General features: G+C 51.0%; 14 protein-coding genes. 9 read left to right on the top strand and 5 right to left on the bottom strand.

Annotation, left to right across the window (positions count from 1 at the left end; genetic code table 11):
* Window positions 1-378: pseudouridine synthase (locus tag H6F43_RS13975; protein WP_190343346.1), on the top strand; the 378-nt coding region annotated here is incomplete at its 5' end.
* Between the two features lie 5 nt (window positions 379-383).
* On the opposite strand, the gene thrB is transcribed toward H6F43_RS13975, so the two are convergent.
* Together thrB and H6F43_RS13965 are read right to left on the bottom strand one after the other, a co-directional pair.
* Window positions 384-1,313 carry a homoserine kinase gene (gene thrB, locus H6F43_RS13970; protein WP_190343345.1) on the bottom strand — a complete coding sequence of 310 codons (930 nt, stop codon included), beginning with the start codon at window positions 1,311-1,313 and terminating at the stop codon, window positions 384-386.
* A 516-nt stretch (window positions 1,314-1,829) separates the two neighbouring features.
* Window positions 1,830-2,114, bottom strand: coding sequence for a pentapeptide repeat-containing protein (locus H6F43_RS13965; protein WP_190343344.1), 285 nt, complete (start codon window positions 2,112-2,114; stop codon window positions 1,830-1,832).
* A 141-nt stretch (window positions 2,115-2,255) separates the two neighbouring features.
* On the opposite strand from H6F43_RS13965, the gene H6F43_RS13960 reads away from it, so the two are divergent.
* The 7 genes from H6F43_RS13960 (at window position 2,256) to H6F43_RS13930 (ending at window position 9,890) form a co-directional block, all read left to right on the top strand.
* The gene (locus H6F43_RS13960) at window positions 2,256-2,573 is read left to right on the top strand and encodes an RNA-binding protein (protein ID WP_190343343.1); all 318 of its coding nucleotides are present in this window, start codon (window positions 2,256-2,258) and stop codon (window positions 2,571-2,573) included.
* A 128-nt stretch (window positions 2,574-2,701) separates the two neighbouring features.
* Window positions 2,702-2,890, top strand: a complete 189-nt coding sequence (gene rpsU, locus H6F43_RS13955; protein WP_190343342.1) for a 30S ribosomal protein S21 — start codon at window positions 2,702-2,704, stop codon at window positions 2,888-2,890.
* 232 nt (window positions 2,891-3,122) lie between these two features.
* The gene (locus H6F43_RS13950) at window positions 3,123-3,485 is read left to right on the top strand and encodes a pentapeptide repeat-containing protein (protein ID WP_190343341.1); all 363 of its coding nucleotides are present in this window, start codon (window positions 3,123-3,125) and stop codon (window positions 3,483-3,485) included.
* Between the two features lie 346 nt (window positions 3,486-3,831).
* A complete protein-coding gene (locus tag H6F43_RS13945; RefSeq protein WP_206754566.1) occupies window positions 3,832-6,978 on the top strand; it encodes a PAS domain S-box protein in 3,147 nt (1,048 codons plus the stop codon).
* Window positions 6,975-7,376, top strand: a complete 402-nt coding sequence (locus H6F43_RS13940; protein WP_190343339.1) for a response regulator — start codon at window positions 6,975-6,977, stop codon at window positions 7,374-7,376. Before H6F43_RS13945 ends, H6F43_RS13940 begins: the two co-directional genes overlap by 4 nt.
* A gap of 219 nt (window positions 7,377-7,595) precedes the next feature.
* The gene (locus tag H6F43_RS13935) at window positions 7,596-9,218 is read left to right on the top strand and encodes a response regulator (protein WP_242025602.1); all 1,623 of its coding nucleotides are present in this window, start codon (window positions 7,596-7,598) and stop codon (window positions 9,216-9,218) included.
* Window positions 9,219-9,461: 243 nt separating this feature from the next.
* A complete protein-coding gene (locus H6F43_RS13930) occupies window positions 9,462-9,890 on the top strand; it encodes a hypothetical protein (RefSeq protein ID WP_190343338.1) in 429 nt (142 codons plus the stop codon).
* Between the two features lie 118 nt (window positions 9,891-10,008).
* Here the strand turns inward: H6F43_RS13930 and H6F43_RS13925 are convergent, their stop codons facing one another.
* The 3 genes from H6F43_RS13925 to msrA form a co-directional block, all read right to left on the bottom strand.
* Entirely contained in the window at window positions 10,009-10,449 is a 441-nt protein-coding gene (locus H6F43_RS13925; RefSeq protein WP_190343337.1) for a Spy/CpxP family protein refolding chaperone, read from the bottom strand.
* Window positions 10,450-10,642: 193 nt separating this feature from the next.
* Window positions 10,643-11,161 (bottom strand): hypothetical protein, encoded by a 519-nt coding sequence (locus H6F43_RS13920; RefSeq protein ID WP_190343336.1) that lies wholly within the window; start codon window positions 11,159-11,161, stop codon window positions 10,643-10,645.
* Window positions 11,162-11,361: 200 nt separating this feature from the next.
* Entirely contained in the window at window positions 11,362-12,093 is a 732-nt protein-coding gene (msrA, locus tag H6F43_RS13915) for a peptide-methionine (S)-S-oxide reductase MsrA (protein WP_190343335.1), read from the bottom strand.
* A gap of 321 nt (window positions 12,094-12,414) precedes the next feature.
* Between msrA and H6F43_RS13910 the strand changes: the two genes are divergently transcribed.
* Window positions 12,415-13,205: NTP transferase domain-containing protein (locus tag H6F43_RS13910; protein ID WP_190343334.1), on the top strand; the 791-nt coding region annotated here is incomplete at its 3' end.

Genomic DNA, 13,205 nt, shown 5'->3' with positions numbered 1-13,205 from the left:
GTAGAGCAGTCGATTGGCCCTCGATCGCATCCAATTCTAGGTCACTTGTACATGGCAACTCCCGATGGGTTGCCCGCCTATAGCGAGTGTCAGGTTCTGCGCCGCAATGCAGCCACCAGCTTGCTAGACGTTCGCATCCTCACGGGACGCCCGCACCAGATTCGGATTCATTTGGCAGCGGCAGGCTACCCGCTTGTTGGCGATCCGCTCTACACAATTGGCGGACAGGCGATCGCGCTGACACCCTCAGATACAGGTGAAATGCCCGTTCCAGGCGACTGCGGCTACCACCTGCACGCGATGCATCTGCAAGTTGCCCACCCCAACGGTCAGCCACTTAGCTTTACGTGTCCGCCGCCCATAGAACTGAGCGTTTGACTTGGCTAGACCGATTTAAACTCGCTAATCGCGCCCTGCCTGTCTACCTGCAGTCCCTTGACCTCTACGGAGACGCCCTGCGCTACCCAGGCATCTGCTAGTGCCACTTCGACAGCTCCCACGGTGTCAGAATTTGCCAATGCTAGTAGCGTCGGTCCGGCTCCGCTGATCACCATCCCGTACGCACCTGCACCGATCGCGGCTTCTCTCACCGCTTCGTAGCCTGGAATGAGCGCCTGTCGGTAGGGCTGATGAATCCGATCATCTAGCGCAGAGCGTAGCCAATCGGCGTTTCCAGTTGCCAGTGCCCGAATCAGCAAGCCTAGATGAGCCGTGTTGAAAATGGCGTCGGTGCGGCTGTATTGGTCGGGAAGCACTCGTCGCGCTTCGGCAGTAGACAGTTCAAAATCGGGAATTGCGACCACAGGCACGATCGCCGCGTCCCACTCCAAATCACAAATTTCCCAAGGGCGATCGCTCCCTGACGCCGCCAACTGACAACCGCCGATCAGAGCAGGCACGACGTTATCGGGGTGTCCTTCGATTGCGATCGCCAACTGCATCACCTCAGCCTGAGTCAGCGGCAATCCGGCGAGATGATTCGCACCCACTAAACCGCCGACGATTGCCGTTGCCGAACTGCCCAATCCTCGCGCGAGTGGAACGTTCATGTTGATCGCGATGTGAACCGGGGGCGGGCTGCGATCGAGGTGCTGATACAGTTTGACAAACGCCTGATACACCAGGTTGCTGGCATCTGGTTTGACCCGCTCTGCTCCGACGCCTGAAACGGTGATCTCTAGAGGATGCGCGGCTGCTAGTAGCGAAAACTCAAACTGGTTGTACAGCGTCAGCGCTGCTCCCACACAATCAAATCCAGGACCAATGTTGGCGGTGGTTGCTGGAACAATGACGGCAACGGTTGAGGCAGACATAGGAGGGATTGAAACCGTAAAGTGAGCAGTTAGGGAAGCAGTTAGGGTTTTGCAAACGACTTCTCGCTTGCAGTGCCCACTCTACCATTGCTTCTGCACCTGCTAGGTACTGCTAAAGCTGCATGGAATGCCAATGAATTGGCGCAATCTACAAAACGCTTAGGGCGTGTCATTGCACCACATAAGCTTGGCAGAGAAGTTCTCAACCAAGTGGCACGCTTAGTCCAATGCCTTGTCATACTTCCGCAGGTACTTGCGATCGCGTCTAAGCAGAATCACGCACTGTTGTCTTGAGCATGAAGCAGCGGAATCACTCATCGGCATCGTCGCTCTTCTCGCCAAGCGCCATGTCAGTATCTATCTGGCAACCGTCAATCGGTTCCATTCAGAGCGCTGGCTTTCCAGAAGTGAGGTAAAAGCTCATAGGATTACCCAATGCATCAACTACCGCAGGCTCTTGGTGCTCAGTCTGCCTTTGCTGCAATCAATAGCTTGCTTCGACATTAGTGCCATGCCTTAATCATGGATTGTTCCATCTGGCATTTTTGCCCCCTTCAGGTTAGCAAAGCTTAAATCGGCTTCATCCAACTTTGCCCAGCTTAAGTCTGCTCCCCTTAAATCAGCCCATTGCAGGCTTGTCTGACGCAAGTCAGCCCAGCGTAGATTCGCGTGACGTAGATTGGCTCTTATAAGACTTGCACCCCTCAGATCCACGTAGCTAAGACTCGCTGAACTGAGGTCAATATTGTGAAAATCTCGTTCCCCAGCCGCATACAGCATTTGGAGTTCAGTAACATTCATGTTGTCAACTCTAACGTATTTTCCCTACTCCTGCCCGTCTTGTGTTAGTGTCTTAGAGAGGCTTATTTTCGGCTGTGTAATTCGTTTTGAAAGCGTTTCTCCGAATCTAACTCCCCACACTTCTGATTTTGGAGACTTTTCATGTCAATTTACGTCGGCAACCTATCCTACCAAGTCACCCAGGAGGATTTGACTCAGACGTTTGCAGAATACGGTACAGTCAAACGTGTCCAGTTGCCTACAGACCGCGAAACCGGACGTTTTCGTGGATTCGCGTTCGTTGAAATGGGGACAGACGCAGAGGAAGATGCAGCCATTGAGGCCCTAGATGGGGCTGAGTGGATGGGGCGTGACCTCAAGGTGAACAAAGCAAAACCTCGTGAAGAAAGAGGTTCCTCCGGCGGTAGCTGGGGCGGTAATAAGGGCGGCGGCGGCGGCGGCTCTTCTCGACGCTACTAAGCCTAGAGATTCTGGATTTAAGCTCGTTTAGCCTCTACAGCTTTAAGGTCAGGCAAGTAAGGTTGTCTTTCTGCTAAAGGTGCTTACGTTCAGTCGGTTCGAAGCCAGCCAGTTTGTAAGGAGATTAGATGACTCAAGTCATTCCTGGTGAAAACGAAGGAATTGAATCGATGTTGCGTCGGTTTAAGCGGGAGGTTTCCAAAGCAGGAATTTTTCCAGACATGAGGAAACATCGCCACTTTGAGACTCCGCTTGAAAAGCGCAAGCGCAAAGCGCTTGCGATCCACAAGCAGCGCAAGAGAAAGTTTCGCTATTAGCTTCTAAATGTTCTGGAAGCATTCATAGGGAAAACGAGCTCTGTGGACGGGTCTTTGGCCGTTAGGTCAAAAGCCCGTCTGGTCTTGAGCCAATTTCTGCAGCAGTTTACAGAACAGATAAGAAGTCGATCGAAAGGTTTATTGTGTTCGGTTACAGATTAGTGCTTACCCATTGTTCGTCTTCGGGAGGTTGGTTTATATGCTAGGTAACCCTTTAGCTCTTTTAAACACCATGAATACTAAAGAGCTTATGAGTCGCTACGCGGCAGGGCAGAGGGATTTTAGAAACCTGAACCTGATAGCAGCAAATCTAAGAAACTTAAATTTGAGCGGTGCTAACCTTACTGGTGCCAATCTAACTAAGGCAAATCTTACCAGAACAAATCTGAAGCACGCGAATCTCACGGACGCAGTTTTGGTTGGAGCGAATCTTACTGAAACGAATTTGAGCAAAGCAAATTTGACGAACGTTGATTTGAGTGATACCAACTTAAACGACGCCAATCTAAGTCAAGCGTACTTACGTGGAGCTACGATGGCAGATGGGGTGAACCCTGGTGCTCTCTCTAGTGATCTCAACGTTTCCTTACCTTAGATATCTGCTTTTGCAGAGATAGCATTGCTTTCAACGCAATTACCAGGTAGAACTACTCAATCAAATAGGTTTTTGCGCTGCACACTACGAGTTTATTCACTACGATAGGCGTCCACAGATTGAGCGCGCCTATCGGCTGCTAAAGGTAATTGAAATAAGGCTTGGCGAGCTCCTGATATAAGCTTGTGTCCTGTATTGACTTGTTCTGCGATCGATTATCTTAGTCATAAAAGGGCTCGTAAAGCTAGCATGAGATAGTAGCGGTTGCAGCAGTATTACTCTTCTCCGAGAGGCTGCACCTCAACTCTCTCAACTAGGGTGAGCGATGATAAGGGTGAGACTGTTCTTGCTGTCTGAGTACAGTGTTGCCGTACTAGCAAGCCTGGTGACAGTACTGCTGCGGGCCTCGCTAGTGCCAGTTCTGAATGGTAATGCTCCCCTTCTAGTATTCATCATTCCAGTTATGTTGAGCGCTTGGTACGGAGGACTCCGTCCAGGCTTACTTTCAACGGTTCTGAGTGCATTGCTCGGAACCTATTTCTTTATCCCACCCTACTTCAGCTTGTTAGGGGTTGATGCGGCGAATGCAACGCGGATTGCAATCTTCCTAGTGGAGGGCATCTTCATCAGTTGGCTGAGTGAATCTTTACGCAGGGAAAAACAGCGGGCAGAGAAAGCGGCACTATCTCTAAAGGCGAGCGAAGAACAGTATCGCTTGCTAGTGGAAGGAAGCAAAGACTATGCCATTTTTGGGCTGAATTCCAACGGCTGCATCACAACCTGGAACAGTGGTGCTGCTCTGATTACGGGCTATCAGGCAGCGGAAGTTCTAGGACGGCATTTCTCTATTTTCTACCCGATCGAAGACGCTGCCCAAGGCAGACCAGAGCAAGCGCTACAAGTGGCAGCAGCACAGAGAGACTATGAGGATGAGGGATGGCGTCGGCGCAAAGATGGATCGTTAATTTGGGTTAATGTAATCATTACTGCTTTGCGAGATGAAAATGGCAATCTGAGCGGTTTCTCTACAGTCACTCGTGACATTACCGAACGCAGACGCAGCCAACAAGCATTACAGGAAAGTTATGGGTTGCTTCAGTCCGTAATCGAAGGGACAGCAGATGCTGTTTTCGTCAAGGACCCGCAGGGGCGGTACAAGCTTGCAAATTCAGCCACCGCTAAAATTTTTGGCAAGCCGAAAGAAGAGATTTTAGGCAAGAGTGATACAGAGCTGCTGCCTTTAGAAAACGCGATCGCCGTCCAGCGGATCGATCACGTCGTTATGGCAACTGGAACGTCTCAAACTTTGGAAGAGACGCTGCCAGAATCCGATGGTATGCATACGTTTCTGACTAGCAAAGATCCCTACCGTGATGGTCAAGGCAACATTATTGGCGTTATTGGCGTTGCGCGAGACATCACTGAGCGATTTGAAGCAGAAGCCATCCAGCGACAGTTGCTAAAGGATCTGTCAGATGTGAAGTTCGCACTGGATCAGGCAGCCATTCTGGCAACGACCGATGCTAAGGGAGTAATCACCGAGATCAACGATCGATTCTGTGAGATCTCCAAATACAGCCGTAACGAGCTGATTGGACAGACCCATCGCATTGTCAATTCTGGCTATCATCCCAAAACATTTTTTCAAGCGTTGTGGGCAACGATTACTCAGGGTGCCGTTTGGCATGGGGAGATTAAAAACCGAGCCAAAGATGGGTCTCACTATTGGGTTGATACGACGATCGTTCCCTTTTTAGACGAATCCGGCAAACCATTTCAATTCCTTGCTATCCGGTTTGACATTACAGCGCGTAAGCAGACCGAGGAACTGCTGACGCAAGAAAAATCCGCCAGTGAATTAGAGCGTAAACGTCTGAAGGTGCTGCTGGATCTGTTACCCGTCGGCGTGGCTATTGCTACTGCGGCTGAAGAAACCTTAGAGCTAAACACAGCCATTCGATCGATTTGGGGACAGGATACGGTCCAGGCGGGAGGCATTGAAGCGCATAAAGGTTGGTGGGCAAAAACGGGTCCGTCGATCGCGTTTGCCGATCAAGCGCTGAGACGTGCTCTGCTGCATGGAGAAACTGCCATCAATGAGGAAATTGATGTCGAGACGTTTAACGGACAGCAAAAAACAATTCTCAATTCTGCTGTTCCAATTCGGAACGAATTAGGTGAGATTGTGAGTGCCGTTGCGGTAAATGTTGATATTACACCCCGGAAGCGGTTTGAAGAAGCGTTACGGCGATCGACGCAGCGGCTAGCGACTCTTCAACAAATCGATCGTGCCATTCTACAAGCAACATCATCGCAGGAAATTGCCCAGGTCGCCTTGGAGCGTTTGAGTCAGGTTATTTCCTATCAGCAGGCAATCATTGTTCTGTTTAATTTTGCGACCAATGAAGCTCAAATTCTGGCAGGGCAAGGAAATTCAACGCCAGCGGGTTCAGTACCAATTACGGTCTTATCGTCACCGGATGGCTTGCGGTATCGAGAAGCGGTGCGCCACATTGAAGACCTGGGAACGATGCTTCAGCGTCCTCCCCTGTTAGAGGAGCAATTTATTCATGGAATGCGGAGCGTGCTGATTGTTGCGCTGCTTGTTGAGGGAGATTTAATTGGTGATCTTTATCTGCTTGCCAACGAGCCGTCAGCATTTGACGTGGAAAGTCAGGAAATTGCTCAAGAAGTTGCTAACCAGCTTGCTGTTGTGATTCAACAGACTCGGCTGCGAGAGCAGTTGCAATCCTACACCGAAGAACTGGAACAGCGAGTGGCAGAACGTACCGCTGCACTTCAGGAAGCGATCGAGGGATTGGAAGCCTTCAATTATTCTGCCTCTCACGACTTGAGGGCACCTCTACGCGCAATGCAGGGACTCTCTCAAGCCTTATTGGAGGATTACGGCAGCGAGCTTGACTCTACCGCACGCCTATATGCTCAAGAGATTACCAATTCAGCTCAACAAGCCGATCAGCTCGTCAATGACCTGCTAAGTTACGGACGGCTATCGCAAGCTGACATTGCAATTCAGCCGCTCAATCTAACGTTGTTGGTAGCCGACGTGTTGACGCAGATTCAGGATGAGCTGCACCGTTGCAATGCTGAAGTCGTTGTTGATCAGCCATTGCCGGAGGTTCTGGGACATCGCACTACTCTGGCACAAGCCCTGCTAAACCTCATTACCAATGCTGTAAAATTCGTTCCAACGCATCAACACCCGCAGGTTCGCATTTGGGCAGATTCTCGCGATCGACTGGTTCGGCTGTGGGTCGAAGATAACGGAATTGGCATCCATCCTCAGTATCACGATCGCATTTTTCAGGCGTTTGAGCGACTGCACACGACAGAAGCGTACCCCGGCACCGGAGTAGGGTTAGCGATCGTCCGTAAGGGCATTGAGCGCATGGGCGGACGAGTGGGCGTCGAATCTGAGTTGGGACAGGGCAGTCGTTTTTGGGTTGAACTACGTAAGGCAAACGGTGAATGATGAGCGAGAACCCAGTTATTCTGCTTGCAGAGGACAGTCGTAGCGATGTCCTGCTTGCCCAACGAGCCTTTCGTAAGCTCAACGCTGCCTATCTGTTGCACGTGGTTGAGAATGGCGACGCCGCCGTTAGCTATCTGGCAGGAATAGGAGATTACAGCGATCGAGATCGCTATCCGCTGCCCGTCCTACTGCTGCTCGATTTAAAGATGCCGCGCAAGTCAGGATTTGAAGTAATGGAGTGGCTGCAACAACAACCGCATCTTCAGTTGCCTGTTGTGGTGCTAACGACATCCAGCGGTCAGGACGAACTCGATCGAGCGTACAGCCTAGGAGCCAAGTCCTACATGTTTAAGCCCATCACCCTGAGCACGCTGTCGGACATCCTTGAGCTTGTCTGATCGTGATTAAGCTAGCGACTCCTGAACAAAAGCGGATAAGAACGCATAGAGTTCAATTTGAAACGGCAAAGTTGCGATCGAACTACCCGTCACTTAACTGCAAAGAATTAAGAAGCGCTCAGAGCCAGAACGCTTTTCAGGGAACGCTTTCTTTCGGTAGTACCTGCCTTAAGACAGGTGCTGTTTCTTTCTTTCAACTGCTGCATAATCAGCGCTCAAATGATTGAATTATTGAGTCGAGTTAAACCCCACTGTCCCACTGACATGCTCCGCATTTTGCTGGTTGATGACAATCAGAGCGATCGCCTCCTTGCTGCCCGTGAATTGCGGAAAACCTTTTCCAGTCTGCAAACGATCGAAGTCGGTGAAGCCAACGAGTTTGCATCAGTCCTAGACGCAGGAGAGTTTGATCTCGTCATTACGGACTATCAGTTGCGGTGGAGCGATGGACTTGCAGTTCTGCAAGCGATCAAAGCTCGCTACCCAGCCTGTCCAATCATCATGTTCACGAACAGCGGTTCTGAAGAAATCGCGGTGAAAGGGATGAAGCAGGGGTTGAGCGATTATGTGTTGAAAGGAAAATCGCTGTACCGCCTGTCTATTGCAGTGGAGGAGGGCCTTGAAAAGTATCGCTTGCGCCGCGAGTACGAAGCGACTGTAGAACAACTGCGAGCATCTGAGGAGCGGTTCCGCCAACTCGCCAGTGAACTAACCGAAGCCAATCAACTTAAAGACGAGTTTTTAGCTGTCCTTTCCCATGAATTGCGAACCCCGTTGAATCCCATTCTTGGCTGGGTGCAAATGCTGCGTAGAGGCAACTTAGAGGCAGTCAAGGTGGACTACGCGCTAGAAACCATCGAGCGCAACGCGAGACTCCAAACTCAACTGATTGAAGACCTGCTGGATATTTCTCGGATCTTGCGCGGCAAGCTTAACCTTCAGCTCGCTCCGGTCGATCTGGTGCAAACGATCGCCGCCTCCTTAGAAACCGTGCATCTAGCAGCCGATGCCAAACGAATTCAAATTGAAACTCGACTTGAACCACGCGGTCGGTTTGTCTGTGGCGATTCTGGTCGCTTACAGCAGATTATCTGGAATTTGCTCTCTAACGCCGTCAAATTCACACCGGAAGGAGGCAGGATTGAAGTCTCCCTAACTTACAGTGGCGCGCACGCTTACGTCGTTGTTCGGGACACGGGCAAAGGTATCAATCCCGACTTTCTTCCTTACGTGTTTGAATACTTTCGCCAAGCAGACAGTTCCACCACGCGCAACTTTGGTGGATTGGGGCTGGGGTTGGCGATCGCCCATCACTTGACAGAGATGCACAGGGGAACCATTCAAGCAGACAGTCCGGGTGAGGGACAAGGTTCAACGTTCACGGTAACGTTTCCGCTCATGACCACCTCCTCGCAAACAGCCAGCGAATCTGTTTTGGCAGACAACACTCCCAATCTGCAAGGAGTACGGGTGTTGGTGGTGGATGATGAACCAGACAACCTGGAATTAATTCGCTTTATTTTGGAGGACGTAGGAGCCGTCGTTACGGCTGTGTCCTCTGCACAAGGGGCATTAAGGGTACTTCCAAACGTCAAGCCAGATGTCCTTGTCAGCGACGTTGGAATGCCTGAAATGAACGGGTATGCCTTGATGCAGCAAGTCCAAGCCGTTCTCTCTGAATCAGGCGAACGGATTCCAGCGATCGCCCTGACTGCGTATGCTGGGGAAGCCAATCAGCAACTAGCGCTTGCAGCCGGATTTCAGGTTCATTTATCGAAACCGATTGAGCCGATCGAGCTAGTGACTACGATCGCGCAACTGCTGATGAACCTTCCTGGATAGCAACGCCCTGAAAAGAGTGAGGAGCTTGAGGCGCAATCCAAGTCCCAATAATTAACCGTCTATGACAGTTTAATAAGCGGTTAAGGACTAGACGAGTCTACCTCTGGACGTATGTTAATATGCTCCTCCGATGCCTACAGGTTGAAGCAGTCACCGCTGGAACCGCTCTAATGGTTTTCTCGGTTGACTTAGCGGGACCTGTCAGTTAAATAAGCATAGAAACGTATGGAGACCAATTTACGTATGCTGAAATACATTGTTGCAGCGGGAACGATCGCAGTCCTGATGACTGAGGTGCTTCCGGCAGTTGCCCAAACCGCCCCAGCCGCTGCCCCAACCTCCAAGCCAGCCAGAACTCAAGCGCTGGACGAAGAAACCATTACGGGTGCAAGAACAGTAGAGCTTCCGACACCACCAGTAATTCCCAGTCGCTTTACGCTACCGATCGCGACCAAGATCGTTCAAGACTCTAGCATCACAACCAACACACCCATCACCGACAAGATGGGAACTCCGTATGCCGCTTGGGCAGACGCCGTTAGAGCCTGCTTGCAGCAAACCGCTCAACTGGTTCGCGTGGTGGGCGACAAAGAAGTACCTTTTGTCGTTGGTGGCACCGAAGGCACGGTGAAGCTGAACGCTAACGGCAAACCCGTTTGCAATGCGCAGTAATCGTTGCCCAAATCTCGGGTAGCTAGAAGGCAACGCCGAAGGCGAATAGCCACTAGCGACCTTTATTTGGTTGCAGGGACGCTCGATCGAGCGTCCCTGCGCTTTTTAGCGCTAGTGATTACCCAGCATTAGGGCGGGCTTGCGGTCGAGATTGGCGACGTTGCTGCATCTGCTGAAGTTGGTCTGGGGTGAGAACACCTTCCATCTGCTGCTTTGCACTCTGCTGAATCGCTTGAATCTGGCTGCGCTGCTCTGCTGTTAAATTCAGCGATCGCCAGATTTCGCGAGGCTTTTGTCTCTGCTGTTTCGCCGCGTCGTACTGAGCTTTTTGCTCTTGGGTTAGCACACCCTCAATTTGGGTGCGGGTAGATTCACGGATTTGTCTGAGCTGCGCTTTTTGAGCGTCAGTTAAATTCAACCGATTCTTCATTCGATTCGGGCGCTGCTGAGTCGAGGGCGTCGGCTCTTGAGCAGGCTGAGCAAATGTCGGTAGGGCTACAGCCGAGGAAAGCACCAGTGCGATCGCACCGGGTAGCCATCGAAAACGGTTCATAGTCATGGATACGTGTCTCTGAGAAACAATCGTGGATAGCGACGATGCATCAGTCGTGGTTCATTAGACGCAAAGCCGATGCAAAACGTTCACGGAGTTTAGCGGTTCAGAAACAGTTTCTACAGTAACACTGGACTCGAACACATATGGGGTAACCCATCAAGAAGATTTACCGATCGCGTCAGCAGGTTTAACGTTTCTACGATCGCTCCAAATAATGACGCACACCTTCACTGACCTGCAACAGATTGGGCTCAATTTTTTTGCTGAGAAAATCTTCGACTGTCTGTGCTACCTTACCCGCCAAGAAGAATGGCACGCCAGTTTTGTTGGGGTCGATCGCTAGCTCACCCGAACAGTCAATTCGAGTTCCGTTCGCTTCTTCCACAAAGCGATTTTTCCCGACACAGTGAACAGCCTCGGTAAAGGCATGGGTTTCAATGCGCCAGTTGGTTGTGAACTCAGCATCGTTCCAGATTGCGTAATCCGTCCAAGACAGCATTGCCTCGCTAAGAATCGCACGGGCTAGAGCGGGAATTTCGCCGCCGCCGTGCCACACGTTGACCAAGTGAAGCAATCCTGCTTGCTCTTGACGGGATTGAGGCTCAATCTGGCGAACATTGGATAGAAACGGAACAAGCTCGACCAGCTTATCGCGGTAGGTACTGTAGACCAGCGATCGAGGAAATGGCAGATAGACCGAAGACGTAATAATCATGAAGCGTTCAGGAGCGGTGTGGCAGCCGATCGCCGAATCTGGAAGGGAAGACGAGATAGCTGCATGAAAGCAATTGTACAGAGCCTACTGGCAAAAATGAGCTATTTTGCAAACCGTCAGCCAATCTAGTGATGTTGTTTTCCAAGCCTTTGCGTGTCTGTACACCTGATTGACCGATGATTGACCGACTGGCTGGGTCGTTAGGAAGCTTGATTCTTGTATTGGTCTGAGAACTGTGCTTCAAGCTGTTTGAGCTTTGGCAAATCATGCACCACCACATAGGGATGATTCGGATGGTGAGTGATGAAGTTTTGATGGTGTTCCTCAGCCGGGTAAAACTCGTTTAAGGGAGTAAGCTGGGTCACGATCGACTCACGAAACGTTTGCGCCTGATTCAGTTGATCGATGTAAGTTTGGGCGACCCGCTTCTGCTCACTGTTGGCAAAAAAGATGGCTGAGCGATATTGAGTCCCTGAGTCGGGACCTTGCCGATTCAACTGGGTAGGGTCGTGCGCCACCGAAAAGTAGATTTTGAGAAGCTGAGCATAGGAAATTTGAGCCGGATCGTAAGTGATTTTTACCGACTCGGCATGATTCGTTTGTCCCAGGCTGACGATCGGGTAGTGTGCAGTCGCCGCACTGCCGCCAGCGTAACCAGAAACGACATCAGAAACCCCTTTGACATGCTCAAAAACCCCTTCGACTCCCCAGAAGCACCCGCCTGCCAGCACTACGGTTTGCTCTCCCTTCGCCGTCGAAGCCAAAATATCGGTAGCAGGATCAGGAAGGGCTTTCTCTAGCCTGGAAGTCGAGCGATCAGTCGCAACATCAGACAGTGTTATCTGGGACACTCCAACCGCGATCACGATCGCAATCAGCGCCAGAATGGACAACAAGCGCCGCGATCGTGGAAAGACAGGAATAGGCTGCATAGATTGGATTCCTTCGTGTTAACAGATGGCTAGAGTCGCAGACGTGGAGAAAGACGTTAACCCGTTTCGCTGACGAGAATTCTGCTTGCGCAAATGCTTACTCGTCTTGCTGACGCACCAACCTGCAACCCACCCTAACAAATTGATGCAGCAAATTAACGAATCCTTTAGGGTTTACCACCCAATTTAGGTGAATGTATTTGACCGAAACCTTCCTCTTGAAATCTGTAGTTGGAACAGCAAATGGCTTCCTATATGCTATGTCCTCCATTGAGCACCGAACGGGTTATACTCCGAATCGACCTCGACGGACAGAGACACATGGTAGCGGTAGCAATTTTGGCGGCTGGACGCGGCACGCGGATGAAATCTGATTTGCCCAAAGTGCTGCATCGGTTGGGCGGCAAGTCCCTTGTAGAATGGGTGCTCAGCAGCTTGTCGGAAATTCAGCCCCAGCGACGATTTGTCATCGTTGGCTACCAAGGAGAGCGAGTGCGCCAAACGCTAGGTGCTCAGAGCAATTCTCCAGTAGAATTTGTCGAGCAGACTGAGCAGCTTGGTACCGGACACGCTGTTCAGCAGCTATTGCCGCACCTGCAAGGCTTTGATGGCGATTTGCTAGTGCTGAATGGAGACGTACCGCTGCTGCGCCCACAAACGCTAAAACTGCTGCTGCAAACTCATCAGAATCACGGCAATCCCGCAACCATTTTGACGGCGCAGTTTCCGAACCCAAAAGGCTACGGGCGCGTTTTTTGCAACAGCGAGAACGTGCTACAGCAGATTGTGGAGGACCGGGATTGCACGCCTGCCCAAAAGCAAAACCGCCGCATCAATGCCGGAGTATACTGTTTCCGCTGGTCGGCGCTAGAGCAAGTGCTGCCCAAACTCTCGACGAGCAACAACCAGAACGAATACTACATCACCGATGCCGTAAACTACCTGCAGCCTGCAATGGCAGTGGATGTAGAGGATTACCAGGAAATTTTAGGGATTAACGATCGCAAACAGCTTGCCACTGCTTACAACATTCTGCAAGCCAGAATTAAGGACGAGTGGATGATGCGCGGCGTGACGCTGATCGACCCTGACAGCATCACGATCGACGACAC

The sequence above is a fragment of the Leptolyngbya sp. FACHB-36 genome (genome assembly GCF_014695955.1).
Taxonomy (GTDB): domain Bacteria; phylum Cyanobacteriota; class Cyanobacteriia; order Leptolyngbyales; family Leptolyngbyaceae; genus FACHB-36.
The sequence above is the reverse complement of the archived record's forward strand: the minus strand, read 5'-3'. Positions and strand labels throughout refer to the sequence as shown.

Bases quoted from the DNA above. Each gene is read 5' to 3' on its own strand.
- thrB (WP_190343345.1), bottom strand. From the start codon at position 1,313: ATGTCTGCCTCAACCGTTGCCGTCATTGTTCCAGCAACCACCGCCAAC.
- H6F43_RS13965 (WP_190343344.1), bottom strand. From the start codon at position 2,114: ATGAATGTTACTGAACTCCAAATGCTGTATGCGGCTGGGGAACGAGAT.
- H6F43_RS13960 (WP_190343343.1), top strand. From the start codon at position 2,256: ATGTCAATTTACGTCGGCAACCTATCCTACCAAGTCACCCAGGAGGAT.
- rpsU (WP_190343342.1), top strand. From the start codon at position 2,702: ATGACTCAAGTCATTCCTGGTGAAAACGAAGGAATTGAATCGATGTTG.
- H6F43_RS13950 (WP_190343341.1), top strand. From the start codon at position 3,123: ATGAATACTAAAGAGCTTATGAGTCGCTACGCGGCAGGGCAGAGGGAT.
- H6F43_RS13940 (WP_190343339.1), top strand. From the start codon at position 6,975: ATGATGAGCGAGAACCCAGTTATTCTGCTTGCAGAGGACAGTCGTAGC.
- H6F43_RS13935 (WP_242025602.1), top strand. From the start codon at position 7,596: ATGATTGAATTATTGAGTCGAGTTAAACCCCACTGTCCCACTGACATG.
- H6F43_RS13930 (WP_190343338.1), top strand. From the start codon at position 9,462: ATGCTGAAATACATTGTTGCAGCGGGAACGATCGCAGTCCTGATGACT.
- H6F43_RS13925 (WP_190343337.1), bottom strand. From the start codon at position 10,449: ATGACTATGAACCGTTTTCGATGGCTACCCGGTGCGATCGCACTGGTG.
- H6F43_RS13920 (WP_190343336.1), bottom strand. From the start codon at position 11,161: ATGATTATTACGTCTTCGGTCTATCTGCCATTTCCTCGATCGCTGGTC.
- msrA (WP_190343335.1), bottom strand. From the start codon at position 12,093: ATGCAGCCTATTCCTGTCTTTCCACGATCGCGGCGCTTGTTGTCCATT.